Raw genomic sequence first — 25,184 nt, forward strand, 5'->3', positions numbered from 1 at the left:
CCGGGTGTGACGGTGCCGACACGCGGGGTTTGCCTACAAACCGGATATCTCATCCACGATCTGCCATGAACTGCCATTCTTTGCGGCGGCGCGTTGCCGTAGCCGTTGACGCCGTCGCCGCGTTGACAGGGAACGGAGGGGGTGCGGCTCCCTCTCGAACGAGGAGGGTTCCCTTGTTGGAGGCCGGCATGGAGACCGCTGTTCCGGAGACCGCAGTGGCTGGGGACGTGGTCGGCTCCCCTTCCGCTCTTCCCGCTTCCGCTGCCGCAGGGCGTACGGCCGCCTCGCACGCGACCGCCCAGCACTGGCCCAGCCCGGAATCCAGCGAGGCCCCCGAGGCCGCGCCCCTGGACCTGGTCACCGTTCCCGCCCGGCAGGGGCTGGAGGCGGTCGACATCCTGCGCCGGGCCTCCGCCTCCGGGGCCGGGCTCTGCGGTGCGGTCGGCTCCGCCCCGGCCGCCGTCGGTCCCGTCCTGCACGACGGACGGTGCGACACCGTCGGCTTCCTGGTGCCCCCGGGCACGGCGGACGGGTGGGACATGCCGGGCAGCGCGTGTACGCAGACGCTCGGGCGCGGGGTCTCCTTCGGTATCCCGGCGCCGACGACGCCCACGGCCCCGGAGCCGCCGGTCACGGGGACGGGATGGCTGCTGCCGCCCACGGAGACGGTGCCGGTCACCGACCCGGCGGCGCTGCGGAGGGCTCTGGGCGAGGCCGCTCGGCTCATCGAGGCCGCCGACCGCTGCCGCTGATCCCTGCGGGGCTCTGAGCGGTGTCCGTTTGCCCGCGCGGGTGCGGGTGATCTGCTCGGGCGTGCGGGTGCGGTTGTGGTTGGCGGCTTGTACGTGCGGGAGCGTCGTGGCTGGTCGCGCAGTTCCCCGCGCCCCTGGAGGCATGCTTCGCAGCCTCCCCCCCTAGATCCGGGCCCACCCTGGAGAGCCCCCGCCGCCCCCCGCCAAGGGGTCAGCACGACATCACGCCCCCCGCCCCCGATACTGGCCACGTGGCCAAGAAGAACCCCCCGAAGTCCCGCGAACGCACCCCCGAAGCCCTCGTCGAGAAGGTCGACGGCGGACTCGCCGAGCTCATACCCGACCGCAACCGCCCCCACAGTTGGACCCTCCTCCTCGACGGCGCCCCCCAGTCCCACGTCGACCTCGACGACCCGACCCACCTCGACTTCGCCTACCAGCGCCGCCTCGGCCACATCGTCGACCTGGTCGCTCCCGCCAAGCAGCCCCTCCAGGTCCTCCACCTCGGCGGTGGCGCGTTCACGATGGCGCGGTACGTCGCCGCCACCCGCCCCCGCTCCACCCAGCAGGTGGTCGAGATCGACGCCCCGCTCGCCCAACTGGTGCGCAGGCAACTCCCCCTGGACCCGGGCGCCCGCATCCGCGTCCGCAGCGCCGACGCCCGCGAGGGGCTGGCCAAGTTCCCGGACGCCTGGGCCGACGTGGTCATCGCCGACGTGTTCAGCGGAGCCCGCACCCCCGCGCACCTCACCAGCACCGAGTTCCTCACCGACGTACGGCGGGTACTGAAGCCCGCCGGGCACTACGCGGCCAACCTCGCCGACGGTCCGCCCCTGGCGCACCTGCGCGGCCAGATCGCCACCGCCGCCGTGGTCTTCCCCGAGCTGGCGCTCGCCGCCGACCCCGCCGTGCTGCGCGGCAAGCGCTTCGGGAACGCCGTACTGCTGGCCTCCGGGCTGGCCCTCCCCGTCGCCGAGTGGACCCGGCGGGTCGCCACCGACCCGCATCCGGGTCGGGTCGAACACGGACGGGACCTCGTCGACTTCACCGGCGGCGCCGCCCCGGTCGTGGACGCGAGCGCACGGCCGTCCCCGGTGCCCCCGTCCTCCGTTTTCAAGTAGACGGGTACACGGGTGCGCGGGCAGGTAGACAGACAGGCAGACGGGCCGAGTGACGCAGCGCGTGCCGTGTGGCGGACGTCAAGCTTCCGGCGGTGCGCGCCACCCTCGTACGGCTGGCGCTTCCCGGGGGATTCCCGCGCCGACCGGGGGAGTACTACGTCGGGTACTTCGTGACCTCGACCCTCGGTGGATGGTCGTGCCACGTGCAGAACACCGTCAGCCTCTCCGCCCCCGCCGTGAACTCCACCCGGATCCAGGACGGGTCCTTCCACACCTGCACCGCCCACCCCGAGTTGGGCTGCGCCGACACCAGCTTCGCCGCGTCGGCGCCCAGCGAGAACACCACCCGCCCCGCGTCCGTGTTCACCGGCTTCAGCTTGCCGGAAGGGGCCGGGGGTGCGACGGGAGTGTCGTTCCGCCGGTTCGGGGCGTCGGACGGGCTGCGGCGCTCCGGAGGCTTCGTCGGGGGCCGCGTGGTGGCGGGCGGCTGTGAGGGGCGGCGGGTGGACGAGGACTGCGGGGTCGCCACCTCGGCGAGGCTGCCCCGCTCGGGGGCGGTGCTCGGGATCGGCAGGGCGCGCGGCGGATCGTACGCCGTGCCGGACATCACCGTGTGCACACCCCACCACGACAGGGTGACCGCGGCGCCGGTGGCCAGCAGCCACGCCCCGGTGTGGAGGAGTCCTCGTCGCATCCGGGACATCCTGCACCACGCGCCACCCGGCCGCGTCGGGGGGTCGCGCGAGCGGTCGGCGGCCAGGAGCCCCGGCGGGGTCGCGGAGCGGGTCACGGGGTGGTGGCGGGAGTTGTCCCCGGGGCGTCCGGCGGACTCGAATGGCGTACGGTGCGGCCCATGGCAAGTGTGCTCGTGGTCGAGGACGACCAGTTCGTGCGCTCCGCCCTCATCCGGCATCTGACCGAGGCGTCCCACACCGTGCGGAGCGTCGGAACGGCCCTGGAGGCGTTGCGCGAGGTCGCTCATTTCCGTTTCGACGTGGTCGTACTGGACCTCGGACTGCCCGACCTGGACGGGGCCGAAGCGCTCAAGATGCTGCGCTCGATCACCGACGTACCGGTGATCATCGCGACCGCGCGGGACGACGAGGCGGAGATCGTACGGCTGTTGAACGACGGCGCGGACGACTACCTGACGAAACCTTTCTCGGTCGAGCACCTCTCCGCGCGGATGGCGGCGGTACTGCGCCGGGCGCGCTCGTCGGCGGGGGCCGAGCCGCCGCCCAGCGTGATCCGGGTGGGCGGTCTCGCCATCGACCCGCTGCGGCGGCAGGCCCAGCTGGACGGGGCCCGACTCGACCTGACCCGGCGGGAGTTCGACCTGCTCACCTTCCTCGCGGGCCGCCCCGGAGTCGTCGTACCGCGCAAGGAACTCCTCGCAGAGGTCTGGCAGCAGAGCTACGGCGACGACCAGACTATTGACGTGCATCTGTCGTGGCTGCGTCGCAAACTCGGTGAAACCGCCGCCAACCCCCGCTATCTGCACACCCTTCGGGGTGTGGGCGTCAAACTGGAGCCCCCCGCGTGAGGTGGGCCCTGGTCAAGGTCTGTCTCGCCGTCACGGCGATGGTCGTGGTCGCCTTCGCGGTGCCGTTGGGGCTGGTGATACGGGAGATGGCGGGCGACCGTGCCTTCTCGGGCGCCGAGCGCCAGGCCGCCTCCATCGGCCCGACCCTCTCCATCACCACCGACCGCGAGCAGCTCGAACGCGCGATGTCCATCACCGAGCCCGGCAGCAAGGGCTGGATGGCCATCCACCTTCCCGCCGTACGGGAGGCGGGCAAGGCCGTCCACCCGGCCCAGAGGATCGGTGCCAGCCGCTCCGCCGCCGAGGACGTCGCCGCCACCCAGCGCATCGGCCGGGCCTACACGGCGAAGGCCCCCGGCGGGTCCGTCCTCCTCCAGCCGACGGCCCTCGCGAGCGGCAGCATCGCCATCGTCGAGGTCTTCGTCCCCGAGTCGGACGTCAGCAACGGCGTCGCGACGGCCTGGCTCGTCCTGGCGGGCGTCGGCCTCGCCCTGATCGTCGGCTCGGTCGCGGTCGCCGACCGGCTCGGCGTACGGATGGTCCAGCCCGCCCAGCGACTCGCGGGCGCGGCCCAGGACCTGGGCGAGGGCAAACTCGGCGCGCGCGTCCCGGAGGAGGGGCCGACGGAACTCAAGTCGGCCGCCGTCGCCTTCAACTCCATGGCCGACCAGGTCGTCCAACTCCTCGAAAACGAGCGGGAGTTGGCCGCTGACCTGTCCCATCGTCTGCGCACCCCTCTCACCGTTCTCCGTCTCAACGCGGCCTCGCTCGGGGACGGCCCGGCGGCCGACCAGACCCGGGCCGCCGTCGAGCAACTGGAGCGCGAGGTCGACACGATCATCCGTACCGCCCGCGAACACCGCCCGAGGACCCTGCCCGTGGGGGCCGGGGCGGTCGCGGGCTGCGACGCCGGTGAGGTCATCCGGGAACGGATGGAGTTCTGGTCGGCGCTCGCGGAGGACGAGGGCCGGGAGGTGCGGCTGGCGGGCGTGGACCGTCCGGTACGCATCCCGGTCGCGCGCCCGGAACTCGCGGCGGCCCTGGACGCGCTCCTCGGCAACGTCTTCCGGCACACCCCCGAGGGCACGCCCTTCTCCCTGGACGTCCACAACGGCGACGACGCGGTCATCGTGCTCGTCTCGGACGCGGGGCCGGGGATAGCGGACCCGGAGGCGGCGCTCGCCCGAGGCAACAAGGGGGACCGGGCGGGGTCCACGGGCCTCGGCCTCGACATCGTCCGCCGGGTCGCGGAATCCACGGGGGGCGACGTCCGGATAGGCCGCTCCGTCCTCGGCGGCACCGAAATCCGCATCTGGCTCGCCCTGAACGGCGGCCGCACCTCCCGCACCTCCCGCCGCACCCACCGCGTGGTCCGCCGCCCCTCCCGCCTCCGCCGCTCCACCCCCCACCCCTTCCCCTGACCCCCCGGGGCGGTGGGCCCGCCCCCGGCTTCAGGCCCGATCCTCCGGCGCGAGCGGCGGCAGCACCCCCTCCCTCGCCACCTTCCCGTACCACCGCGCACTCGCCTTCGGCGTCCGCCGCTGCGTCGTGAAGTCCACGTGCACCGCCCCGAACCGCTTCCCGTACCCGTACGCCCACTCGAAGTTGTCCATCAACGACCACAGGAAGTAGCCGCGCACGTCCGCGCCGACCTCCAACGCCCGGCGCACCGCGTCCAGATGGGCGTGCAGGTACGCGATGCGGTCCTGGTCGTCGACCGTGCCGTCGGCGCCCGGCTTGTCGTCGTAGGCGGCCCCGTTCTCGGTGACGTACAGGGGGACGCCCCGCGCCTCCCGCCCGTACTGGACGAGGAGTTCGTAGAGCCCGGACGGGTCGACCGACCAGCCCATCTCCGTCCGCTCGCCCGGCGGCTGGTGGAAGGCGACACGGTCCGCACCCGGCCAGGGGGAGTGGTCGCTGGAGCCGTGGCCGTCCGTGCGCGGCACGTCGTCGCCGACGGGGTGGGAGACCACCGCCGGGGTGTAGTAGTTGATGCCGAGCCAGTCGAGCCGCTGCTGTGCGAGCTTCTCGTCGCCGCGGCCGACGAACGACCAGTCGGTGAGGGAGGCGGTGTCGGCGACGAGGTCCTGCGGGTACGCGCCGTGCAGGAGCGGGCCCGTGAAGACCCGGTTGGCGAGCGCGTCGATGCGGCGGGCCGCGTCCACGTCCGCCTCGGACGAAGGATCCAGGGGCCGTACGACACTCGGGTTGAGGCTGATCCCGATCTTCGCCCGCGCCGGGAGCCGGGCGCGCAGCGCCTGCGTGCCGAGGCCGTGCGCGAGGTTGAGGTGGTGGGCGGCCCGCAGGGCGGCGACGGGGTCGGTGCGGCCGGGGGCGTGCACCCCCGATCCGTAGCCCAGGAAGGCGCTGCACCAGGGCTCGTTGAGGGTGGTCCACAGCTCGACCCGGTCGTCGAGGGCCCCGGCCACCAGGTCCGCGTACTCCGCGAACCGGTACGCCGTGTCCCGCTCAGGCCAGCCGCCCGCGTCCTCCAGCTCCTGCGGGAGGTCCCAGTGGTAGAGCGTGACGGCCGGGGTGATGCCGTGGTCGAGGAGGTCGTCGACGAGGGAGCGGTAGAAGTCCAGGCCGCGCTGGACGGCGGGCCCCCGCCCCGTCGGCTGGACGCGCGGCCAGGAGACCGAGAAGCGGTACGCGGTCAGGCCCAGCTCCGCCATCAGCGCCACGTCCTCGGCGCGCCGGTGGTAGTGGTCGCAGGCCACGTCCCCGGTGTCGCCGTTCTCGGTGCGGCCGGGGGTGTGGGAGAAGCGGTCCCAGATGGAGGGGGTCCTGCCGTCCTCCGCCACGGCCCCCTCGACCTGGTAGGCGGCGGTCGCGGAGCCCCACAGGAAGCCGGGCGGAAAGCTGCCAGAAGACATGATTCAACTCCGATGAGAGAGATGAGAGGGAAGGGGGTTGGCGGGTACGGGAGCTCAGCCCTTGACCGCGCCCTGCATGATGCCGCCGACGATCTGCTTGCCGAAGAGCACGAACGCGATCAGCAGCGGCAGCGTGCCGAGGAGGGCGCCCGCCATGATCACCGACTGGTCGGGGATGAAGCCCCGGCCGAGACCGGTCAGCGCCACCTGCACGGTCGGGCTGCCGTTCTGGGTGAGCGCGATGATCGGCCAGAAGAAGTCGTTCCAGGCCATCACGAAGGTGAGCATCCCGAGCACGGCCATCGCCGGCCGCGCCGCCGGGAAGACGATGTGCCACATCACCCGGATGCTGCTCGCCCCGTCCACCCGGGCCGCCTCGATCAGCTCGGTCGGCAGGGCCTCCGTCAGGTACTGCCGCATGAAGAACACCCCGAAGGCGCTCACCAGCGTCGGCAGGATCACGGACTGGAGCTGGTCGGTCCACTCCAGCTTCGCGATCATCATGTACAGCGGTACGACACTGAGCTGCGGCGGCACCATCATCGTGCCGATCACCAGCAGCAACAGCATGTTCTTGAAGCGGAACCGCAGCTTGGCGAAGGCGAACCCGGCGAAGGTCGAGAAGAGCACCGTGCCCAGGGCGACCGAGCCCGCCACCACCGTGGTGTTGAGCAGCGCCGTGCCCATGTTGGCGTCGGTCCAGGCGATGCCGAGGTTCTTGAACAGGTTCCCGCCGAACCAGAACGGCGGCGGGGTCTGCGCGAGCCGGGTGTTGTTGCGGGACGCGGCGATCGCCGTCCACACCAGGGGGAAGAGCGAGCCGACCGTGAAGACGATCAGGATCGCGTACGTCAGCTTCCCCGCGTACCGCTGCCGCCCGGCCTGGTGCACCCCGCGCGCCTCGCGGGCCCGCCCCGGTTTCCGGCCCCCGGGCTTCCGTACCTCTTCTCGTACGGCCGTCGTGCTCATGACCGGGACCCCTTCTCGCTCTTGGTCAGGCGTCGCGAGATCAGCCAGTTGACCACCCCGATCAGCACCAGGATCAGGAACATCGTCCAGGCGATGGCCGACGCCCGCCCCAGGTGCAGGTTCACCCACCCCTGCTCGTACAGGTAGAGACCCAGCGTCTGGAACTGGTGCTCCGAGCCGCCGGTGGCGCCCGCGCTGCCGCTGAACAGCAGCGGTTCGCCGAACAGCTGCGTCGCGCCGATCGTCGAGACGACCACCGTGAACAGGATGGTCGGCCGCAGCGAGGGGATCGTCACGTGCCGGAACTGCTGCCAGCGCGAGGCCCCGTCCAGCTCCGCCGACTCGTACAGGTCGGGGGAGATGGCCTGCATGGCGGCCAGGTAGATCAGCGCGTTGTACCCCGTCCAGCGCCAGATGACGATGGTGGAGACGGCCAGCTGCGAGGTCCAGTCGCCGTTCTGCCAGTCGACGGGATCGATGCCGATCATCCCGATCGCCCAGTTGATCATCCCGTAGTCGCGTCCGAAGAGGAGCACGAAGACCAGGGTGGCCGCCGCGACGGACGTGGCGTACGGGGTCAGGACCGCGACCCGGAAGAACGACGAGCCGCGCAGCTTGAAGTGCAGCAGATGGGCGATGCCCAGGGCGATCACCAACTGCGGAACGGTGGACAGGACGCCGATGGTGACGGTGTTGCGAGCTGCGTTCCAGAAGAACTCGTCGCTCATCAGCCGGCTGAAGTTCCTGAGGCCCACCCAGTTCATGTCGGTCGGCGCGGTCAGCTCCACCTGGTGGAGCGACGCCCAGCCGGTGTACAGGAGCGGGAAGAGACCGAAGGCGACGAAGAAGACGAAGAACGGCGCCACATAGGCGTACGGACTGAACTTCATGTCCCAGCGGTAGCGGCGGCTGCGCCACGCGCTGTGCGTACGGGCCTTGTTGCCCCGCCCGGCGGCCCCGCCGTCCTCCCCCTCGGCGGAGGGGGAGGACGGGGCCTGGACGGACTTGACGCTCGGGCTGCTCATCACAGGTGTCCGCTCACTGGTCGAGTGCGTTGTCGATCGCCTTCACCGCCGCGTTCCAGCCCTCCTCGGACGAGCGGCCCTTCTGGTCGACCTGAAGCATGCCGATGTCCGCGAGGTTCTGCGCGATGACGAGGTCCTTCGGGCCGAGGATCTGCACCGGCACGCCCTTGGCGGCGGCCGAGAAGATCGTCCCGATGGGCGCGTCGTTGAAGTACGCGTGCTTGGCCCCCGACACCTCGGGCATGCTGTACGCCGCCTGGGCGCTCGGGAAGCTGCCGCGCTTGGCGAAGAACGTCGCCTGCTGCTTCGGCGCGGTCAGCCACGCGGCCAGCTTCGCCGCGGCCTCCTTGTTCTTGCCCGCCTCCGGAACGGTCAGGAACGCCCCGCCCCAGTTGGAGGGCTTCGGCGCGGCCGCCACGTCCCATTTGCCCTTGCCCGCGTCGCCGGCCTTGTCCTGGATGTAACCGAGCATCCACGGCGGGCAGGACACGGTGGCGAACTGGCCGTTGGCGAAGCCCTGGTCCCAGCCCTTCTGGAACTGCTGGTGCTTGGCCGTCAGCCCGGCCCCGGCGGCCTCCGCCGCGATGTCCCAGGCTTCCTTCACCACCGGGTTCGACTTGTAGATGACCTTGCCGTCGGCGTCGTAGTACCGCTTCTCGGAGCCACCGGTGACGGCGGCCATCAGCCCGGCCGCCGAATCGAGGAACTTCGTGCCGTCGGGAGCCTTGGCCTTGTACCGCTTGCCGACCTCCACGTATTTGCGCCAGTCTCCGGCCCACAGCTTGCCGACCTCCTCCCGGTCCGTCGGCAGCCCGGCCTTCTCGAAGAGGTCCTTGCGGTAGCACAGGCCCATCGGGCCGACGTCCGTGCCGAGCCCGACCGTCTTGCCGTCCTTGGCCGTGCCCTGTGCCCACTTCCACGGCAGGAACGCGTCCTTCTGCACCCCCGGGGTCTTGCCCAGGTCCATCAGCTTCGCGGACTGGGTGGCCGTGACCTCGGCGATGTTGTTGATCTCGACGGCCTGGATGTCGGACAGTCCGCTCCCGCTGGTCAGGTGGTTCAGCAGCTGCGGGTAGTAGTTCTCGTTGCGTTCGATCGAGTTCTGCTCGATGACGACGTCCGGGTTCTCCTTCATGTACTGGTCGTACAGCCCGGCCTCCTTCAGTCCGAAGGCGCCGAAGACCCCGATCTTCAGCACGGTCCTGCCCTTCTTCGCGGCGGCCGTGCTGTCGTTGCCTGCCGCGCCCCCGGTGGTGCCCGGGTCGTCCGAGGCGCACCCCGACAGCAGCGCGCCGCCCAGCAGCACGGCTGCGGACGTCCATGCCACAGCGGTCCTGGAACGGTTCCTGCGCGGTGCGGTGGTCCTGATGATCTGCATAGCGTCCTCCTGAAGCCCGACGGGTCAGGTACGGTGGGAGCGCTCCCACGGGTGATGTGTTGAAGGTTCGCGGCTCCCCGCAGGGGTGTCAAGGCACCGGACAGAGAGACTTGGCGTCATAAGCGTGTGGACGCACCCGAGTCTGGGAACGTCCGCACGCGTGGACGGGCCGGGAGGAGTCGATTCAATGGCGATACGGGAAACGGGCAACCGGAGCACGGTGCGCGGCGCACGCGGGGCGGGCCGCCCCACGCTGGAAGAGGTCGCCGCGAGAGCGGGCGTCGGGCGGGGCACGGTGTCACGGGTGGTCAACGGCTCGCCGAGGGTCAGCGAGCGCACCAGAGCCGCCGTCGAGGCGGCCGTCGCGGAACTGGGCTACGTACCCAACCGGGCGGCCCGCGCCCTGGCCGCCAACCGCACCGACGCGATCGCCCTGGTGGTCCCGGAAGTCGAGAACCGCTTCTTCGCCGAGCCGTACTTCTCCGACATCCTGCGCGGCGTCAACAACGCCCTGGACGACACCGAGATGCAGCTCCTGCTCACCATCGTCGGCAACGACCGCGACCGCGCCCGGCTGGCCCACTACCTGGCCGGCCACCGCGTCGACGGTGTCCTGGTCGTCTCGCTGCGCGCCGACGACCCCCTCCCCGACCTGCTCGCCGAACTGGGCATCCCGGCCGTCATCAGCGGCCGGCGCTCCGCCGACGAGCCCCTGCCCTGGGTGGACGCCGACAACGTCTCCGGCGCCCGGCAGGCCGTCGCCCACCTGGCCGCGCGCGGCCGACGCCGGATAGCCACCATCACCGGCGGCCTGGACATCTACGGTGCGCAGTGCCGCCTGGCCGGTTACCGCGACGGCCTCGCGGAGGCGGGCCTGGTCGCCGACGAGGCGCTGATCGCGCCCGCCGACTTCACCGAGGAGGGCGGCCGCAGAGCCATGGAAGCCCTCCTCGACGTCACCCCCGCGCCGGACGCGGTCTTCGTCGCCTCCGACGTGATGGCCGTCGGCGCCCGCCAGGTCCTGCGCGAACGGGGCGTGCGGGTCCCTGAGGACCTCGCGATGGTCGGCTTCGACGACACGTCGATCGCCCGCCAGATGGACCCGCCGCTCACCAGCGTGCGCCAGCCCATCGAGGAGATGGGTCACCTGATGGCGGTGACCCTGCTCTCCGAGATCGCCCGCGCCTCGCTGCCGGTGGGCGTCCCGCGTCCCGCGCAGCCCCGGCTGATGCTCCCGACGGAACTGGTCACCCGCATGTCGTCCTGACCCGCGCGCCCCGCCGCACAGGGCACCCGGCCCCGTGAAAACGACCAAGAGCCCGTGAAAACGACCAAGGCCCCGGTTCTTTCGAACCGGGGCCTTGAGCCTTCAGGGTGAGTGACGGGACTTGAACCAGATTCGTGACCCACATGTGACCTGCGGAGACGCTGAATATCAGGACATTCAGGTGCAGTTCGATGTCAGTCAGTGCCAGTCGATGCCGCATAACGCGGCCGACTGTTCCCGTGGGAACAAGCCCGTAGCAAGATCATAAGTCACCGCAGGGGTGAGTGCAAAGCACCCCAACCGCAGCACGCAACAGTGCCCCCGACTGATCAGGTCGAGGGCACAGTGCACCTCGCCGGATGCCTGGGGGGCGTGTCCGGGAGGTAGTCGTGGGAGTGGAGGTGAAGGGTTCCTCTCCGCTTCAACGCGGGTCACCCGTCCATCCACTCGGATGGATGAAGATCTGGTTTACCTATTTCCACATCGCGAAAAGTGCTGTAAACGCTACAGACTTTTGATCTTGCGGTCGATGGCATTGGAGGGTGCCACCCACCGACCGGCCCGACTGGGTACTCACCCGACGCCAGGCCATCGGCGAGAACATCCGCGCTGCCCGTCGCGCCGCTGGCCTCACCCAGGAGCAGGTCGGCCTCGCTACAGGGATCGAGCGCAACAACGTCAACCGCATCGAGCAGGGCCACGCATCGGCCCGCCTCGACTCGCTACTCCTCATCGCTGACGCGATCGGCGTCCCGCTCGCTGACCTCGTCCGGTAGATCCGCGTCGGTGATCGGATCGCCGTAGAACAGCAGCGTCACGCCGTGGGGTTCGCAGTACGCGCCGGTCTCGTCCTCATCCGGGAACTGGTGGCCGTCCCCGTCGCGGCTCGGGCAGCGGGTCATGCCGCTTCCCTCTCCCGCCAGGGACGGCAGGACTCCCAGGCGGCCATCAGCCGCGTGCCCTTCGGGCACAGAGTCCCGGCCCTGCACGTGGAGCAGCTGCCGCCATGCGTCATGAGCGCGGCGAATTCGGGGTAGCTGCGTGCCGTTTTGAGCTGAGAGAGGTTCTGGTCCATCACCCTCGCTCCTTCCCGGACAGGCGGGCGGCACCGACCGCCAGCATCTGGCCCACGGCCACCAGGTTGCAGAGGCGCCCGGGGGCGTCCGGGGCGACAGCCCAGTGCAGCCCGGGCGGGGCGAGCTGGTCGACGCGCGGGACGGCGAGCCAACCGGTGCCGCAGTACGTGCCCGCTTGGGTCGGCCATGAGGCGATGCCGCCCGTGGGCACGAGTGCGTACGTCCAATTCGCGCCGTCCTGGATCACCGGGCCGCCGAGCATCACTGGCAGGGTGCGGGTGATCGCTTCCTGGTTGTCCGTACCGAGCGCGGCCCGCACGACCGCGGCAGGGATACGGACGGCATCGAAGCTGACGCCGAGCGGCAACAGCGCCACGGCCTGCGCCGCCCACTCCCGGTGCGCGGTCGCCGGATCGTCGTGTGCGCGGGCAAGCCAGTCGGAGATTCTGGTGCCGGTTTGGGTGTGCACTGGGGCCGCCTCTGTACCTCGTGGTTGGCCGGTGGTGCCCCATCGTGATCCTGATAGACGTCCCATTGAAGGCCGTAAAAGGGACTTCGAGAGGACACCAAACGGCCTTACTTTCACCTGAGTTGACCCGTACCGTGAAGGCCAGTAGCCACATGGAGGTCCCGCATGCCCCGCCCCAACGGCAACACCGCGCTCAAGGCCGCCCGCGTTGCCGCCGGGTACGCCACCCAACAAGCCCTCGTCGACGCGCTGAACAATGCTGGCCCACGCCTCGGATTGGGCCAACTCGATGTCAGTGTCCGACAGGTCAGGCGCTGGGAATCCGAGCACCCACCATGGCCACAGGCCGACTACCAACGCGTCCTCCGACACGTCCTCGGCAACGTCACCATGGCCGACCTCGGGTTCAGCCCCGCATGGGGACCGGCTTCCTCGGACGACACCCCCCGCGTGGGACTCCCCGCCGTCGGCGGAATGGGCCCGGCACCCCTTCCCCTCCCCAGCGGAGCCGGAGGGTTCCAGCCGGACAGCGTCGCTGCGGACTACGCGCTCATCACCGCCAGCCACCGGCGCCTCTACTGGACGGTGCAGCCCACCCAGATGCACCCCACCGTGGTCGAGCACACCAGGCTGGGCACCGCCCTCATGTCGGAGACCGCAGGCCGAGCCCGCATCATCCTTGCCCGCGCCCTCGCCGAGTCCGGATTGATGGCCGGGCGGATCGAGTTCTTCGACCTCCAGAAACCGGACGCCGCAGCCGACACCTACGTCCGTGCGCTCCAAGCTGCGGCCGAAGCGGACGACACACTCCTCGGCTCAGCGATCCTCGCCCACACCGCGTTCATTCCCGGATGGGCTGGTGACCGTCCCACGGCACAGGAACGGATGCGAGCGGCACGCTCGTACGCCCGCCGCGGCCAGCCTTCGAACGAGTACCTCGCCTGGCTCGATGCTGTCCAAGCGGAGTGTGAGACGAGGTGCGGGCACCCGAAGACGGCCCTGGCGCTGATCAATGACGCTGAGACCACCCTCGCCGCTGAGAGTGAGTTCAAGTCGCCTGAGTGGATGGACTGGTTCAGCCCGGCCCGGCTCGCCGCGTTCAAGGGCAACACCCAGCTCAAGGCCAAGATGTACGCCCAGGCACGTCAGACCCTCGTCGAGGTGCTCCACGACCTCCCGCCGGACGCGGGCAAGCAGCGCGCCGTGATCCTCGGCGACCTCGCCGCAGCGTCCGCAGGCGAGCGCGAGATCGAGTCCGCGTGCGACTGGGCCAAGCAGGCTCTTGGTCAGCTCTCCGTCACCTGGTACGCCACTGGTATGAACCGCGTGCGCGACGTGCGCAACACCCTTCAGCCGTGGAGTGACCACCCGTGCGTGGTCGAGCTGGACGATGCGATGCACGGGTGGCGTGCGACGGTCAGCGCGCTTCAGCGTTGAACTTGGCGATCAGGCCGGGGAGTTCGGTAAGGCTGTCGATACGGAACGTCGGCAGCTTCACCGCTTCCTCGGTGTTCCACTGGATCGTGGCCCACGGGCCCCGGTGGACGAGCGCGGTCGGCATGCCTGCGGCGACGGCCGGGCGGAGGTCGTTGTCGACGCGGTCGCCCACGTAGAGGATCTCCTCCGGGGCGAACGGCACCACCTCGGCGACGCGCTCGAAGAAGAGCGGGTCTGGCTTGGACGCGCCCCAGTCGTCCGAGGTGCCGATCAGGTCGACGTCCCCGGTGAACAGGCCCCGCAGTATGCCGCCCGCGCGCACGGTCTGATTTCCTGCGATGCCGAGCCACAGACCCGCCTCACGCAGAGACGCCAGCGCAGGGCGTACATCGGGGTAGAGGTCGGACTCGTCGAAGTGCTCCGGCTGCCCAGCATCAGCGCGGGCCTGCCGCTGCTCGTACAGATCGAACCCGGGCTGGAACTCCTGGAACACGTCACGGTAGTCACGCCCTTGGGCGATCACCGCGCCGAACATCGACGCGAAAGTGTGGCGGGGTACGCCGAGCCAGTCGGCCCACGTGCCGTACTCCCGCGTCTCGTCGACCAGGCACTCACCGACGTCGAAGACCACTGCGCGAATCATGATCCGAAGAATAGGGCGGAGCCCGGACATGACGAAAGCCCCTCCCGCCCGAAGGCAGGAGGGGGAAGCTACGGGTTCCGTCGATAGAAGAGGGAAGCAGGCGAGGGCTCCGGGGGAGGGGCTCCTTCTCGTCGGCACACCAGCGCGTCCGGATCACCCGCAGGGGACTGGAGCGTGTACCCGTCCGGGCAAGGCTGGCCGTCCGTACCGTCCCGGCCGGGCTCACCCTGCGGGCCGCGCTCGCCAGGTGCACCCGCTGGACCCGCCGGGCCGGTGGGCCCAGATGGTCCGGCCGGGCCCACGATCGACGCCCCGTCCGCACCAGGCTGGCCCGACGGCCCAGGGATCGGGACACCCGGTGACCCGGGCGATCCGGACGGACCAGGCTCACCCCGCTCACCCGGCCGCCCCGCAGGCCCCGGAGGCCCAGGGATCGGCACCGGCACCTCAGCCCGATCCGGCAGATCATCCACCGCAGTCGCCGGGTCCGGAGCCGCCGGGGTACCGCCGCGCGCCTGGATCTGCGCACGCAACACCCGCACATCCCCGGCCAGAGTGGACACTGCCTCGCCCCGCCGGTCCGCCTCCGCAGCCACCCGGGCCGTGCGCTGGGACTCGGCCTCGATCCGTACCCACACCAGCACGACGGCCCCGGAGAGGACCAGGAGAACCGCAGCCACACCGATCGACCGCCACCGGCGGTGGAGCAGCCCGCACGAGCGACGGCGGCGCCGGAGTCTGGTCGTCGTCCTCACGAGGATGGTCCTCCCAGCTGGTCGAGCTGCCGCTCAAGGTCGGCGATCTCCGTACGCAACGCAGTGATCTCAGCCTGAAGTGCAGCCCGGTCAGCGCGCTCCCGGGACAACTCGGCGTAGGCCAAGGCCAGTTCCGTCTCAGCGGTACTCAGCCTGCCCTGGAGGACTGCGCGCTCCTCTTGGAGCTGATCCACGAGCCCGCCGTACCCGGTCATCACCGCACCCTGATGGGTGGCTCGCGCTGATCCACGCTGCCCGACCCATGAGGCTGTGGCCGCTGCGAGCCCGACGACAATCGCCCCGATAGCGCCGATGGTCGCAGCGTCCACGAGCATGTCCTCCCGAGTACGTCAGCGGATCGGTAACCAGGCCACCGCTACACGCCCTTGACGAGGCTCGCCGAGTTCTTCGTGCCGAACGCGCGGGCCAGCATTCCCTTCAGCAGGGACCCGGCCGCGGCGATTCCCGCCGCTCCGACGGTCTCCCAGAAGCTGGCGCTGAACATGTCCGCAGGGCCAGCGGCCACGGCCACGCCTGCGGCGGCGACGACGAACGTCGCGGCGGTGCGCTCGGCGAGGTCTCTCGCGTACGCAGTGCCGGTCTTGATGACGGTCTCGGCATCAGGGAAATGGATCTGGTTCTGGTCCATGGGGGTCCTCTCAGGTCAGACGTTGGGGACGCGGAGTCGCGCCCACGATTCAGCGCCAGGGATTCCGTCGGCGGAGTCCCCGGAGTAGCCGAGGCGGCGTTGCCACGCGGCGTACGACTGGCGGTCGGCCTCGGACCAGGCCGGGCCCGGACCCACCTGATACCGGCCGCAGCCCTCGGCGACGAGGCGGCGCCCCATCGCGGTGATGACCGCAGACCGGCGGCCGAGTACGAAGAACGCAGCCCCAGGGAACGGTTCGTATGCCGGTCTCGGAGGGGCGGGCGCGAACGCGGGCCAGGAACCCGGGTCCTGGTGATCGTTCTCGGGCACCTGCGAGTGGCCGTACCAGCCACCCTGCTTGGCCCACGTTGCCTCGTCGCGCCGGGACGCGAAGTCGCTCGGCCGCCCCATCGGCCACACATCGGGCACTCCGTGAGAGCGCACCCACGCGAGCAGCTCCAGCCAGCCCTTGCACGGGGTGTCGACAAGGCGGCCGTACACCTTCCCGTCCACGCGGCAGTACGGGAAGAACAGCGCCTCGATCTGGAGCACGACCTTGCCCGCGCGGTTTGTTCGCGTTCCGCCTGCGCGGTCGGCGAGGCTCTTGCTCCGGCTGTCCGCCGGGACGAACTGGGTGAACCTCCCGGTGAACGGGTCCCACAGGATGTGGGGTGCGGCTCGGCGCCCGTCCGGATTCCGGCCGAAGTATTCGGTGAGGGTCTCGAAGGAGACCAGCGGCTGAGGCTTCGCCGCAGTCGCGTTGCGGTCCCACGTGATGTGCGCGACCGCCTTCGCCGGGCCGCCGTCCATCGGAGCGGTATCGCCCACGTCGAGGCGTCTGGCCCCGGGCATCCACAGGTCGGGCATGTGCTCCTCCTCCAGTAGGCATGACGAACGCCCCGGCCAACGAGGCACGGGGCGTGAGGTGTTAGGGGCGTGAGGTCAGGTCGCGGTCTGGTAGGTGCCGAAGCCGCGAAGGATCTCGCCAGCCGCCGGGGTGACCGGGGTGGTGTCGTTGAGAGCGTTCCAGTCGCCAGTGACCGAGAGCGAGGGCAGGTACATGAGGTCGGTGTTGGACGCTCCGTTGGGTACTGCGCCACTACCGATCATGAAGTTCGGTGTAGGGCTGCGCGAGTAGATGTAGTTGAAGACACCCGGAGATCCGCCAGTCACCGTGGCTGCGGTAAAGGGGAGCGACATCTTCCAGAACCCGGACCCGTACGTGGTGGTGGACCCCATCGTCAGCACGAAGATCGTGAAACAGGTGCGGCCGATCTTCATGTACTGCCCGGTGAGCGTCCCGTTTCCGAGGGCCGGTGGTGTCGTGACAGCCGTCCACGTCGGGGTGTACGGAGTCCACGCACCGAACATCGAGTTGAACTGATCTCGAATCTCAGTGTTGAGCATGCTCGCCGTGACGGTCTCGCCCACCGCCCACGTGCGCGGAGTGAACGTCACTGCTCACCCACGATCACCGGAGGTACCGGGTTCTTCGGGTCGTCTGCGTGCCACCAGTTCCGCAGGTGCGGCAGGGGCTGCTGCATCATCTCGGCCTCGACTGTGACCACATCGTCCGGGTAGATCACCATGCACCAGCCGAGCCCGCACTCCGTGCACCCGGCGCGCGGGTCGGTCGGGGCTCCGATCTGCGCCGAGCCACAGACGCAGTCGACCAGCCACCGGTTCTGATTGATCCTCGCGAAGTACGTCTGCTCGGCTGGCCCCTCCGGGACGACGACGCGGCGGCCCATGCGGTACTCGATCCACTTGAATACCCGCTCGGCGGCCGGGACGTCGTCCCACACGTCCTTGGGTTCGCGCGGCGGCGGCATGTAGTACCGCTCGGCTCTGACAACGGCGATGGGCATGCTGACGCTCCTCAGTAGGCGAGTCGGGTGGTGGTGCCGAGGACGCTGTACGTGGGGTCGTCGAGGACCCACACGGAGTCGGTGGCGGAGGTGCTGGTGTGGAACTGGATCGTGTGGGACTTCTCGCGGATGGTCTCGGTGTAGCCCTCGATGGTGACCCGCATCGACGACGCGGGTGCCTGACTCGGGAGGCCAGTCACGGAAAAGTACGTCGAGATGTCCGCGTCGAGAATGTCGGAGTACCCAGTCATCGTGAACGCCTCGACCGGGACTTCACGCAGCTCCGGGCCCGGGTCGGCGTACCGGGACACCGTCCAATACGCGGCGTCGAGAACGCTGTTGTCGCTCGTCTTCAGCAGGGTGAGCTGCTGCGAGTACGTTCCGTATGCGGCCACGCTCTCCGGGGCGGACACACGCTGCGTCGCACCGCCCGGCCTGCTGGCCTCGACCTGGTTCGTGAGTTTCTGGTCGTCATCCCGGAGCGATGTCCCCGGCTCCAGGTCCGCGTAGGCGATCGTGAACACCTCGGACAGCGGGTCCGGGTTGTAGCGCAGGTCGCGGGATTGGTAGGCCAGCCCGTACCAGTCGCGCTCCGCGAAGAGTTTCCCGGACTCGGTTGCCTCGACCTCCCGCAGCCGTGGCATCACCGCCGTCCCGGCCTCGCCCTGCGCGGCCACCGGGTCGTGGGTGCTGCCCCACACGGTGACATCGGTGATGCCCGCGTACCGGGCCAGCCGGGACACCCGCTCGTCCGCCGCCTCCCCGTCATACGCCGTCATCCCTGCCGTGTAGTGCTCCGCCCGCAGCGCGCCGAGCGCGACCGGGTTGAGGTACACGGCAACGTGCCCGATCTGCCCCGACCACAGGCGTGCGCCCCGGTACCCGCCGACGTGGAGGCCGCGCAGGTTGCCCATGCCGCTGATCGCCGGGTACGTCCCGACGAGGAACCCGTCCACGTACACGGCTCGGTTGGCCTCGTCGTACACCACGTGATGCCAGACATCGTTGGCGAGGTTGCCGGACGTGGTGGTCTGGACGAGCCGTGTTCCAGGCCCGTCCTCGATGTGCTCGACCACCAGGACGCCGGACCCGTTCAGGGCGAGGACGAGTTCGTGATCCAAGTCCGGCGAGTACAGCCCCAGCAGGGCGCGGCTGTTCGTGCTCGTCTTGAAGAAGCACTCGACGAGCTTCCAGTACAGGCCCGAGTCAGACTGGAAGGTCGAGCCCAGGTTGGCAGAGAAGTACTTCCCCGCCGAAGCGCTCGCCGGGACCAGCGAGAGACACGTCTCACCAGTGGCCGGCGGACCGTCCGCCCCGAAATCGGCGGTGCCTCCGCTGCTGACCTGAAGGCGGGCGAGCGCCCCGGACGCGCGCCCGGACAGGTCGCCCGCGCTGGTCGCTCCGGCTGGTTCGGTAAGCGGGTAGTACGCGCGCGGGTCGTAGAGGAGCACCTCCTCGACAAGACACGACTTCAGCGAGGGCAAGCGGTTGAGCCGCTTGAACAGATCGGACGCGGACACCGTTACCTTGGACTCCAAGCCCTCCCAGTCCACGGGCAACTCGTTCAGTGTGCCCCAGAACCTGCTGCGCACCCGGTGCCCGAAGAGGTCCCACTCCACATAGTCGGTGCTGCCCCCGGTTCGGCTCGTTGGCATCTCGATGACCAGGGCCTGCGACGTCACCCATGCCGGGGTGGCGATCGACCGGCGTACCGTCCACCCGGTCCCGGTCGACGAGGTCTCCCAGTACAGGGTGCCGCCGGTCTCCCGCATGCGGAGCCAGGCGTGGCTGATCGGCGAGTACGTCAGCACCGTCGCGCCCGCGTCGAAGTACCCGACGTCGCTGACACACCGCAGCTCACCCGTGACCGGGCTGTACTGGAAGCCGACTCGTGTCCCGGCGGTGAGGCTGTTCGCCATGAGTCCGGCCGACGCCGCCGAGCTGCCCAGCGTGGAGGGGAGGGTGGCGAGCTTCGCCCAGAACGCTGACCCGGCCAGGGTCCAGGAACGCGCCGACTGGTATGCCGCGAACCCGCCCGGGATCAGCGGGACGCGTGCCTTGCCGCCGACCTCGACCGCCCCGCCGTAGGACGAGGGCCACAGGATGGTGTCGATCCGCTCGTCGTCGAAGTCGTCGCTGAGCATGGCGGCGGGCCACGGGGCGACCCCGGTGCGGGCGGTGGTCGTGGTGACCGCAGCCCTCACTGGGGCGTTGCGGCGGACGAACGGGTAGTACGGGGAAGCGCTGTTGCCCGGGGTGAACCTTCCGTCCGCATTGTCCAGGCGCAGCGTCATCGTCCCGGGCTGAGTTTCCGACAGCTCGTCCGAGGCACCACGACTGATGGCGATGCCCTGGACCATGTCGACGTACTGGGAGATGTCCGTCCAGGTGATGGTGGCCGGGGCGGTGATCAGCCCACCCCACCCGGCCTCGACGAGGATCGCCACACCATCACCCCACTCCCAGGACGACGTTGACGCCGTGGACCCTCTTGAGTTCGAGCAGGGTGCGGCGGAGTTCCCTGCCCACCGCGACCGGGTCGAGGGCCCCGTGCACGTCGATCTGTACGTACACCGGTGCCGCACCGCCCCGGCCGCCGGACGTCCCTGCGGTGATCGCGGGCCGAGCCGACGTGACCCTGCTGGACACCACACCCATTGCCCTGTCCACGGCCGGGAGCCGGTCGACAAGTCCGAGCGCGAGACCCTCGGTGGAGTAGCGGCCCATCTCCGCCATGACGCGACTCGGGCTGCGGATGCCGAGGGCCTGCTTGATGCTCTTCTGCATCCCCTTGGCGATCCGGAGCATCGCGGCTTCGATGTCCTTCTGCTGGCCGAGCAGACCCGTGAGGAACCCCTTGCCCGCCATGCGCCCGCTGTCGTACATCGCGTCGGCGCCCGCGTTGCCGAGGGAGGCCGACGCCTTCTCGATCTGTCCCTGCGTGCTGTTGATCGAGGACAGCACCTTCGAGTTGGACCCGGCCAGCGCGGACGCGTAGGCGTAGCCCTGCTCCGGCCCCATGTCGAGGATTTGCCGCAGCAGAGACTTGCTGAGCCCCCGCTTGGCCAGGGCGTTCACGTAGCTCGTGAACGTCTTGATCTTCGACAGCTTGGCCGCGAGCCCGCCCTTGATGGACCCGGCCGACACCTCCTCCGCGTCCAGCCCGAGCGCGCCGAGCGCCGCCCCTTCTCGGGCCTTCGTCGTCAGGTCCGTCGCGTACGCCTTAGCAGTGGCGATCTTCGACGCGAGCGCATCACGCTGCTTGGCGAGGCCCTGGAGCCGGACGTTCTCTCGGTTGAGCTTCGCGACGAGCCACGAGTCGACGTTCGTACGCCGCCCCTTGAAGGCGGCCCAGATCGCCGAGGCCAGACTCTTCGCCGTGGACGCGATCTTCGATGCGCTTCCGGTCAGGCCCACGATCAGACCTTGCCCCGCTTGCTTCGCGAGGGCCTGCATCTTCTTCGACGGCGATGCAATCTCCAGCTCACCGCGCACCCCAGCCGACACCGCAGCGGCCATCGCCCGCGCGGACGACTCCACACCACCAGCAGACGCAGCCATCCCAGAGGACAGGCCCCGGCCCACCTCGGCCCCTGCACCGGCCATCGCTGAGCCGCCGAGCCCGGACATTCCCAACTGACCCGCGTTCAGCGCGTTCAGGAAGTCCAGCCCGTACTTGGCGACCGAACGTGCGCGGATGACGTACTCACCGTTGGAGACCATGGCGAGGATGCTGTCCGACGTCCCCGTGCCCGGACCACGAACCGCCCCGCCCCCCGGGTATCCGGTCAGACCACCGGAGGCATAGCCGACCAGCCCGCCGGACGCCAGCATCCACGACGGCTTCTGCTGCGCGGCAACGGTCTGCACGTAGTTCGTGCGGACCGTCACCGTCTTGTTCTGGATGGACGCGAGCGCCCGCTTCGCCGCGGCGACCTGCGCTTCAAGCTGCGCGATCTGCGCCCGGATCGCAGCCTTCCGCGAGTCCGGCACACGGCCCAACTGCGCCTTCGCGCTGGTCAGCTTCGCCTGAAGATCGTCCAGGTTGCCACGCAGCCTCGCCGTCTTGTCCGGGGTGCGGAGGATCTGTGCCGCCAGCGCCGCAGCCTGCTGCCGGGTGAGGCCCATTGCATCGCCAGCCCGGATTAGTGCCGTGCGGCCCTTCTCGTAGATCCCGTTCACCGTGGACCACGAAGCCCCAGACTGCCTGGCCTGCGCCGCCGCCTCGTCGGTCTTCGCCGCGAGGTCGTTCAACGCTCCGGCCGCCGTGCGGGCTTTCGCGCTGTTCAGGTCGAGCTGCCCACCCGACATGCTGAGGGCGGTTTCGTTCCCCTTGATCGCAGCCGTGGTCGCGTCGAGTGCAGCCTCGAACCCGATCATCCCGGAGAGGCCCTGACGGTTGACGTCGTTCAGCGCCTGGAGCGACTGCCGCAGCCCGTCGGCCGACGCCTTCTGCGCTGCCAGCTTTGCCTGCACCTGCTGCGCCTGCGCACCGAACAACCCCTGTGAATCGGCGACGAGCTTCGCTTCGAACGCCATGTCCCGCAGGGCGTCCTTGTACTGGGTGAGCTGCCCGCGAAGCTCGCTCTTACCCAGCTCGCCGAGCCCAGCCGCAGTGCGCTTCAGCGCAGCCTCGGCCAACTGAGGGTTGCCCCCCTTGACGAGCTGCGCGAGCGCCTGGTCCAGAGCCCCGACCTGCTCCTTGGACGTCTTCACGGCGGTCGAGTCCATGCCGAAAATCTTGGTCAGGCCCTGGACTGTGGACTCGTAGTTCGACGGCCGGGACAGGGTCCGCAGCGAGATCTCCAGCTCGCCGAGGTCCGTGCCGAGCACGCGCGCGGCCTCACCGCTGAGCTTCCCGCCTTGGGCGAACTGGCCGATGGACGAGGTCATCTTGTCGATGTCCGGCGGAGCCTGCTTGCCGATCGACATCAACTCGCCGAGAGCGATGACCAGCAGACCGATACCGGTCCCCGCCAGCGCCAGCTTCGCCCCCCGAGACAACGCTCCGAGCGAGGCTGTCACCGCAGCGAGCCGACCCGGAGTAGCCGCGGCTGCGGCCTGCATCGCCACCAGTTGGACGCCGAACGCGGCCATCGCCGTGCGCGCCGCCGCGAAGCCGAGCGCGGCCAGTTTCACCACCCGCATCGCGACCGCGAGTTGCAGCAGCGCAGCGATCGCCCCCGGGGGAACCGCGGACACGATCCGGGCGAGGACGTCGACCGCCTGGAGCATGCCAACACCGACCTCGGACCCGGCGCGTAGGACGTTCAGAAGCGCTTGGCCCAGGTTGGTCAGGACAGAGCCCACCACCGGGCCCTGCGCCTGCGCAAACGTCATGAACTCCTGGAGACCGCCGCCGATCTTGCCGGTGTCGCCCGTCCGCATCAGCCGGACGATCCCGTCGTTCACCTTGGACAGCGTGCCGGTCGCGAAGCGCTCGAAGCGGCCCACGGTCGCATCGAACCCAGGCGTGGCCATGCCCCCGCCAAGGATCGTGACCATACGGTCCAGCTCACCCGACGTGCCACGGACAAGCCCGCGCGCCTTCGGGAGGAGCCCGGTGAAGAGCGAAATGCCCTTGATCACCGGCGACATGGTGTCCTTGGCTAGTCCGTCAGACCATGCCTGATACGTGTCTTTCAGTACGGAGAGCTGCGCCGACGCCCGCTGCACCTCCGGGGGCAGCTTGGCCATCACCTTCGCGTACTCCGCCTGCGCGGCAGCGGCCTCCTTCGAACGGGCACCGGACTTCGCGACTGCCTCGGCGTGCTTCTTCTCCGCCTCGGACGCCTCGCCCATGGCCTTGATCTGCGGACCCAGTGCCGCACCGTATGCGGCAGCAGCCACCGCGGCGGCACCAGTCCCTGCCGCAATGGGAGCGAGCGCACCGGCGATGCCAGCCGCCGCCGGAATGGCCGCAGGCGCGAGGCTGACGAACGTCTTCTTGAGCGCCTCGACAGCCTTGCCGTTGGCGTCCGCGTCCTTCTGCATCCCGGCGAGCCGGTTCGCCGAGGTATCCGCCAGCCGGTTGATTGCCGCGGATCCCTCGATCTGCGCGACGAGGAGACGGCGCCCCATACGGTTCGCCGCGTCCCCTGCCCGGTCCAGGACGCGCGACAGCTGGTCGCGACCACTGAGGATGAAGTTCAGGCGGGAATCGGCCACCGGGTCACCGCCTTATCTCATTCGGCGCCCTGCGCCTGTTGTGCCTGGTGGGCGTCGAGCCATGCGGTGAGCACGTGGAAGTCGACGACGGTCAGGTCATCGACGGCTCGGGGTGGGATGTGGAGGACGTGGGCGAAGAGTCCAAGCCAGTGGGTGCGGGCTCGGGAGATGCTGGGATCGGGGCGAAAGTCGGAGACATCACGGGCTCCGCCTGGGGCTCCTCTTTTGGGTCGGCCACTGACGTCTCACGGTGTGTGGTGATCACGGCCTCGATGACCTCGGCCGCCCGTTCGCGGTCCACACACGCCTTGGCCATGGCGCGGACGAAGTCCTCCGCACCCTCAGCAGTGACGTCCTCCTCGACGGCCAGCAGCTTCAGCGCCTGGGCCGCTTCCTGCTCCACCTCGTCGAGGTCCCAGAACGTGCGCATCTCCCTGATCCCGGGGTCCCAGTCGGCCCACCGCAGGGACGGGTTGCTGCGCTTTCGCAGTACCCAGATGACCCCGCGCATTCCGTCGAGGTCGTTGTTCTTGAGCTTGCTCTCGATGTCCCCCCACTCCCTGCCCACGGTGCGTTCCACGATGGATGCCTCGGACACGCGGAGGGTGTTCACGTCGTACTGCTCGGGCTCCCCACCGGCCGGGGTGTACACGATGATCAAAGTCAGCTCCTGTCAGGCGATGCGGTTGCGGACGTCGTCGACGATCCGGGCGACCTCGGCGGTCATGCGGGGGGTGTGCTTGCGGACGGTGCCGTCCCACCAGTTCGCCGGGGCGGTTTGGGTGGCCCATCGTTTGCGGTTGCCGAACACGGGGTGGCGGATCCTGCCGGTGTTGATCACTGTCGGCATGTTGCGGAGATCCGTCGGGAGCGCGGACCGGTCGATCCACACCCGGGCCCCTGGCGATCCGCCGGTCCGGACGCTGATCCGGATCGCGGACGCGATCGTGTCCCGAAGCGGACGCGTCGTCGGACTGGCCCCGCCTCGCTTGCCGGATGCGCGTCCGGCCGAGCGGATCGGCAGTCCGCGCATGGTGCGCTGGAGATCATCTTTCAGAGGCTCGGCAGCCCGGCGGATACGCCGCTGCATGGACGCGCGGATGTTCTCGTGACCGGCCGCCCGCAGACGCCGTTGCAGCTCTAGGAGCTGGCCGGTCCCGATGATCTGGAAGGACCCGGCCGCCACGG

25 protein-coding genes are annotated in these 25,184 nt (G+C 69.9%); 7 read left to right on the top strand and 18 right to left on the bottom strand.

What is annotated here, in order from left to right:
* Positions 1-188 precede the first annotated feature (188 nt).
* Positions 189-752: a hypothetical protein gene (locus OG897_RS06030; protein ID WP_266653567.1), complete on the top strand. Its 564-nt coding sequence runs from the start codon at positions 189-191 to the stop codon at positions 750-752.
* 251 nt (positions 753-1,003) lie between these two features.
* A complete protein-coding gene (locus tag OG897_RS06035; protein ID WP_266653569.1) occupies positions 1,004-1,873 on the top strand; it encodes a spermidine synthase in 870 nt (289 codons plus the stop codon).
* A 154-nt stretch (positions 1,874-2,027) separates the two neighbouring features.
* Here OG897_RS06035 and OG897_RS06040 read toward each other — a convergent pair whose 3' ends face one another.
* On the bottom strand, positions 2,028-2,567 hold the full coding sequence (locus OG897_RS06040; RefSeq protein ID WP_266653571.1) for a hypothetical protein: 540 nt from the start codon (positions 2,565-2,567) through the stop codon (positions 2,028-2,030).
* Between the two features lie 159 nt (positions 2,568-2,726).
* Between OG897_RS06040 and OG897_RS06045 the strand changes: the two genes are divergently transcribed.
* Both OG897_RS06045 and OG897_RS06050 read left to right on the top strand, forming a co-directional pair.
* On the top strand, positions 2,727-3,416 hold the full coding sequence (locus OG897_RS06045; protein WP_266653573.1) for a response regulator transcription factor: 690 nt from the start codon (positions 2,727-2,729) through the stop codon (positions 3,414-3,416).
* Complete coding sequence (locus tag OG897_RS06050) at positions 3,413-4,837, top strand: HAMP domain-containing sensor histidine kinase (protein ID WP_266653575.1); 1,425 nt, start codon at positions 3,413-3,415, stop codon at positions 4,835-4,837. Before OG897_RS06045 ends, OG897_RS06050 begins: the two co-directional genes overlap by 4 nt.
* Positions 4,838-4,867: 30 nt before the next feature.
* On the opposite strand, the gene OG897_RS06055 is transcribed toward OG897_RS06050, so the two are convergent.
* Genes OG897_RS06055 through OG897_RS06070 form a run of 4 tightly spaced genes read right to left on the bottom strand, consistent with a single transcriptional unit; the run spans position 4,868 to position 9,664 of the window.
* Positions 4,868-6,292 (bottom strand): GH1 family beta-glucosidase, encoded by a 1,425-nt coding sequence (locus tag OG897_RS06055; protein ID WP_266653577.1) that lies wholly within the window; start codon positions 6,290-6,292, stop codon positions 4,868-4,870.
* A 54-nt stretch (positions 6,293-6,346) separates the two neighbouring features.
* Positions 6,347-7,261, bottom strand: a complete 915-nt coding sequence (locus tag OG897_RS06060) for a carbohydrate ABC transporter permease (RefSeq protein ID WP_266653579.1) — start codon at positions 7,259-7,261, stop codon at positions 6,347-6,349.
* Positions 7,258-8,286, bottom strand: coding sequence for a carbohydrate ABC transporter permease (locus OG897_RS06065; RefSeq protein ID WP_266653581.1), 1,029 nt, complete (start codon positions 8,284-8,286; stop codon positions 7,258-7,260). Before OG897_RS06065 ends, OG897_RS06060 begins: the two co-directional genes overlap by 4 nt.
* A gap of 13 nt (positions 8,287-8,299) precedes the next feature.
* The gene (locus tag OG897_RS06070) at positions 8,300-9,664 is read right to left on the bottom strand and encodes an ABC transporter substrate-binding protein (protein ID WP_266653583.1); all 1,365 of its coding nucleotides are present in this window, start codon (positions 9,662-9,664) and stop codon (positions 8,300-8,302) included.
* A gap of 187 nt (positions 9,665-9,851) precedes the next feature.
* Here OG897_RS06070 and OG897_RS06075 point away from each other — a divergent pair, with 187 nt between their 5' ends.
* Positions 9,852-10,931, top strand: a complete 1,080-nt coding sequence (locus OG897_RS06075) for a LacI family DNA-binding transcriptional regulator (RefSeq protein WP_266653585.1) — start codon at positions 9,852-9,854, stop codon at positions 10,929-10,931.
* 542 nt (positions 10,932-11,473) lie between these two features.
* Positions 11,474-11,707: a helix-turn-helix domain-containing protein gene (locus OG897_RS06080; RefSeq protein WP_266653587.1), complete on the top strand. Its 234-nt coding sequence runs from the start codon at positions 11,474-11,476 to the stop codon at positions 11,705-11,707.
* Here OG897_RS06080 and OG897_RS06085 read toward each other — a convergent pair.
* Genes OG897_RS06085 through OG897_RS06095 form a run of 3 tightly spaced genes read right to left on the bottom strand, consistent with a single transcriptional unit; the run spans position 11,654 to position 12,476 of the window.
* Positions 11,654-11,833: a hypothetical protein gene (locus tag OG897_RS06085; protein ID WP_266653589.1), complete on the bottom strand. Its 180-nt coding sequence runs from the start codon at positions 11,831-11,833 to the stop codon at positions 11,654-11,656. The two genes, OG897_RS06080 and OG897_RS06085, sit on opposite strands and share 54 nt — an antisense overlap.
* Positions 11,830-12,006: a hypothetical protein gene (locus tag OG897_RS06090; protein ID WP_266653591.1), complete on the bottom strand. Its 177-nt coding sequence runs from the start codon at positions 12,004-12,006 to the stop codon at positions 11,830-11,832. The genes OG897_RS06085 and OG897_RS06090 overlap by 4 nt, the downstream gene beginning before the upstream one ends.
* Positions 12,006-12,476 carry a hypothetical protein gene (locus OG897_RS06095; RefSeq protein WP_266653593.1) on the bottom strand — a complete coding sequence of 157 codons (471 nt, stop codon included), beginning with the start codon at positions 12,474-12,476 and terminating at the stop codon, positions 12,006-12,008. The genes OG897_RS06090 and OG897_RS06095 overlap by 1 nt, the downstream gene beginning before the upstream one ends.
* A gap of 165 nt (positions 12,477-12,641) precedes the next feature.
* On the opposite strand from OG897_RS06095, the gene OG897_RS06100 reads away from it, so the two are divergent.
* Complete coding sequence (locus OG897_RS06100; protein ID WP_266653595.1) at positions 12,642-13,913, top strand: transcriptional regulator; 1,272 nt, start codon at positions 12,642-12,644, stop codon at positions 13,911-13,913.
* Here OG897_RS06100 and OG897_RS06105 read toward each other — a convergent pair.
* The 10 genes from OG897_RS06105 to OG897_RS06150 all read right to left on the bottom strand — a co-directional run bounded on the left by OG897_RS06105 (position 13,894) and on the right by OG897_RS06150 (position 25,182).
* Complete coding sequence (locus OG897_RS06105; RefSeq protein ID WP_266653597.1) at positions 13,894-14,556, bottom strand: HAD family hydrolase; 663 nt, start codon at positions 14,554-14,556, stop codon at positions 13,894-13,896. The two genes, OG897_RS06100 and OG897_RS06105, sit on opposite strands and share 20 nt — an antisense overlap.
* A 751-nt stretch (positions 14,557-15,307) precedes the next feature.
* On the bottom strand, positions 15,308-15,646 hold the full coding sequence (locus OG897_RS06110) for a hypothetical protein (RefSeq protein WP_266653599.1): 339 nt from the start codon (positions 15,644-15,646) through the stop codon (positions 15,308-15,310).
* 41 nt (positions 15,647-15,687) lie between these two features.
* Positions 15,688-15,960, bottom strand: coding sequence for a hypothetical protein (locus OG897_RS06115; RefSeq protein WP_266653601.1), 273 nt, complete (start codon positions 15,958-15,960; stop codon positions 15,688-15,690).
* A 15-nt stretch (positions 15,961-15,975) separates the two neighbouring features.
* Positions 15,976-16,827 carry a peptidoglycan-binding protein gene (locus OG897_RS06120; protein ID WP_266653603.1) on the bottom strand — a complete coding sequence of 284 codons (852 nt, stop codon included), beginning with the start codon at positions 16,825-16,827 and terminating at the stop codon, positions 15,976-15,978.
* Between the two features lie 75 nt (positions 16,828-16,902).
* Entirely contained in the window at positions 16,903-17,418 is a 516-nt protein-coding gene (locus tag OG897_RS06125; protein ID WP_266653605.1) for a hypothetical protein, read from the bottom strand.
* Positions 17,415-17,828 carry a hypothetical protein gene (locus OG897_RS06130; RefSeq protein ID WP_266653607.1) on the bottom strand — a complete coding sequence of 138 codons (414 nt, stop codon included), beginning with the start codon at positions 17,826-17,828 and terminating at the stop codon, positions 17,415-17,417. The genes OG897_RS06125 and OG897_RS06130 overlap by 4 nt, the downstream gene beginning before the upstream one ends.
* A gap of 11 nt (positions 17,829-17,839) precedes the next feature.
* On the bottom strand, positions 17,840-20,275 hold the full coding sequence (locus OG897_RS06135) for a LamG-like jellyroll fold domain-containing protein (protein WP_266653609.1): 2,436 nt from the start codon (positions 20,273-20,275) through the stop codon (positions 17,840-17,842).
* Between the two features lie 4 nt (positions 20,276-20,279).
* Positions 20,280-23,996, bottom strand: coding sequence for a hypothetical protein (locus tag OG897_RS06140; RefSeq protein ID WP_266653611.1), 3,717 nt, complete (start codon positions 23,994-23,996; stop codon positions 20,280-20,282).
* 91 nt (positions 23,997-24,087) lie between these two features.
* Positions 24,088-24,657 (bottom strand): hypothetical protein, encoded by a 570-nt coding sequence (locus OG897_RS06145; protein ID WP_266653613.1) that lies wholly within the window; start codon positions 24,655-24,657, stop codon positions 24,088-24,090.
* A 12-nt stretch (positions 24,658-24,669) separates the two neighbouring features.
* Positions 24,670-25,182, bottom strand: coding sequence for a hypothetical protein (locus tag OG897_RS06150; RefSeq protein ID WP_266653615.1), 513 nt, complete (start codon positions 25,180-25,182; stop codon positions 24,670-24,672).
* Between the last annotated feature and the right edge of the window lie 2 nt (positions 25,183-25,184).

This window comes from Streptomyces sp. NBC_00237 (genome assembly GCF_026342435.1).
Lineage (GTDB): Bacteria > Actinomycetota > Actinomycetes > Streptomycetales > Streptomycetaceae > Streptomyces.

Coding starts and splice junctions, on each gene's coding strand:
- OG897_RS06110 (WP_266653599.1), bottom strand. CDS start 15,646: ATGCTCGTGGACGCTGCGACCATCGGCGCTATCGGGGCGATTGTCGTC.
- OG897_RS06105 (WP_266653597.1), bottom strand. CDS start 14,556: ATGATTCGCGCAGTGGTCTTCGACGTCGGTGAGTGCCTGGTCGACGAG.
- OG897_RS06040 (WP_266653571.1), bottom strand. CDS start 2,567: ATGCGACGAGGACTCCTCCACACCGGGGCGTGGCTGCTGGCCACCGGC.
- OG897_RS06045 (WP_266653573.1), top strand. CDS start 2,727: ATGGCAAGTGTGCTCGTGGTCGAGGACGACCAGTTCGTGCGCTCCGCC.
- OG897_RS06075 (WP_266653585.1), top strand. CDS start 9,852: ATGGCGATACGGGAAACGGGCAACCGGAGCACGGTGCGCGGCGCACGC.
- OG897_RS06065 (WP_266653581.1), bottom strand. CDS start 8,286: ATGAGCAGCCCGAGCGTCAAGTCCGTCCAGGCCCCGTCCTCCCCCTCC.
- OG897_RS06085 (WP_266653589.1), bottom strand. CDS start 11,833: ATGACCCGCTGCCCGAGCCGCGACGGGGACGGCCACCAGTTCCCGGAT.
- OG897_RS06055 (WP_266653577.1), bottom strand. CDS start 6,292: ATGTCTTCTGGCAGCTTTCCGCCCGGCTTCCTGTGGGGCTCCGCGACC.
- OG897_RS06060 (WP_266653579.1), bottom strand. CDS start 7,261: ATGAGCACGACGGCCGTACGAGAAGAGGTACGGAAGCCCGGGGGCCGG.
- OG897_RS06130 (WP_266653607.1), bottom strand. CDS start 17,828: ATGCCCATCGCCGTTGTCAGAGCCGAGCGGTACTACATGCCGCCGCCG.
- OG897_RS06115 (WP_266653601.1), bottom strand. CDS start 15,960: ATGGACCAGAACCAGATCCATTTCCCTGATGCCGAGACCGTCATCAAG.
- OG897_RS06070 (WP_266653583.1), bottom strand. CDS start 9,664: ATGCAGATCATCAGGACCACCGCACCGCGCAGGAACCGTTCCAGGACC.
- OG897_RS06030 (WP_266653567.1), top strand. CDS start 189: ATGGAGACCGCTGTTCCGGAGACCGCAGTGGCTGGGGACGTGGTCGGC.
- OG897_RS06090 (WP_266653591.1), bottom strand. CDS start 12,006: ATGGACCAGAACCTCTCTCAGCTCAAAACGGCACGCAGCTACCCCGAA.
- OG897_RS06100 (WP_266653595.1), top strand. CDS start 12,642: ATGCCCCGCCCCAACGGCAACACCGCGCTCAAGGCCGCCCGCGTTGCC.
- OG897_RS06120 (WP_266653603.1), bottom strand. CDS start 16,827: ATGCCCGACCTGTGGATGCCCGGGGCCAGACGCCTCGACGTGGGCGAT.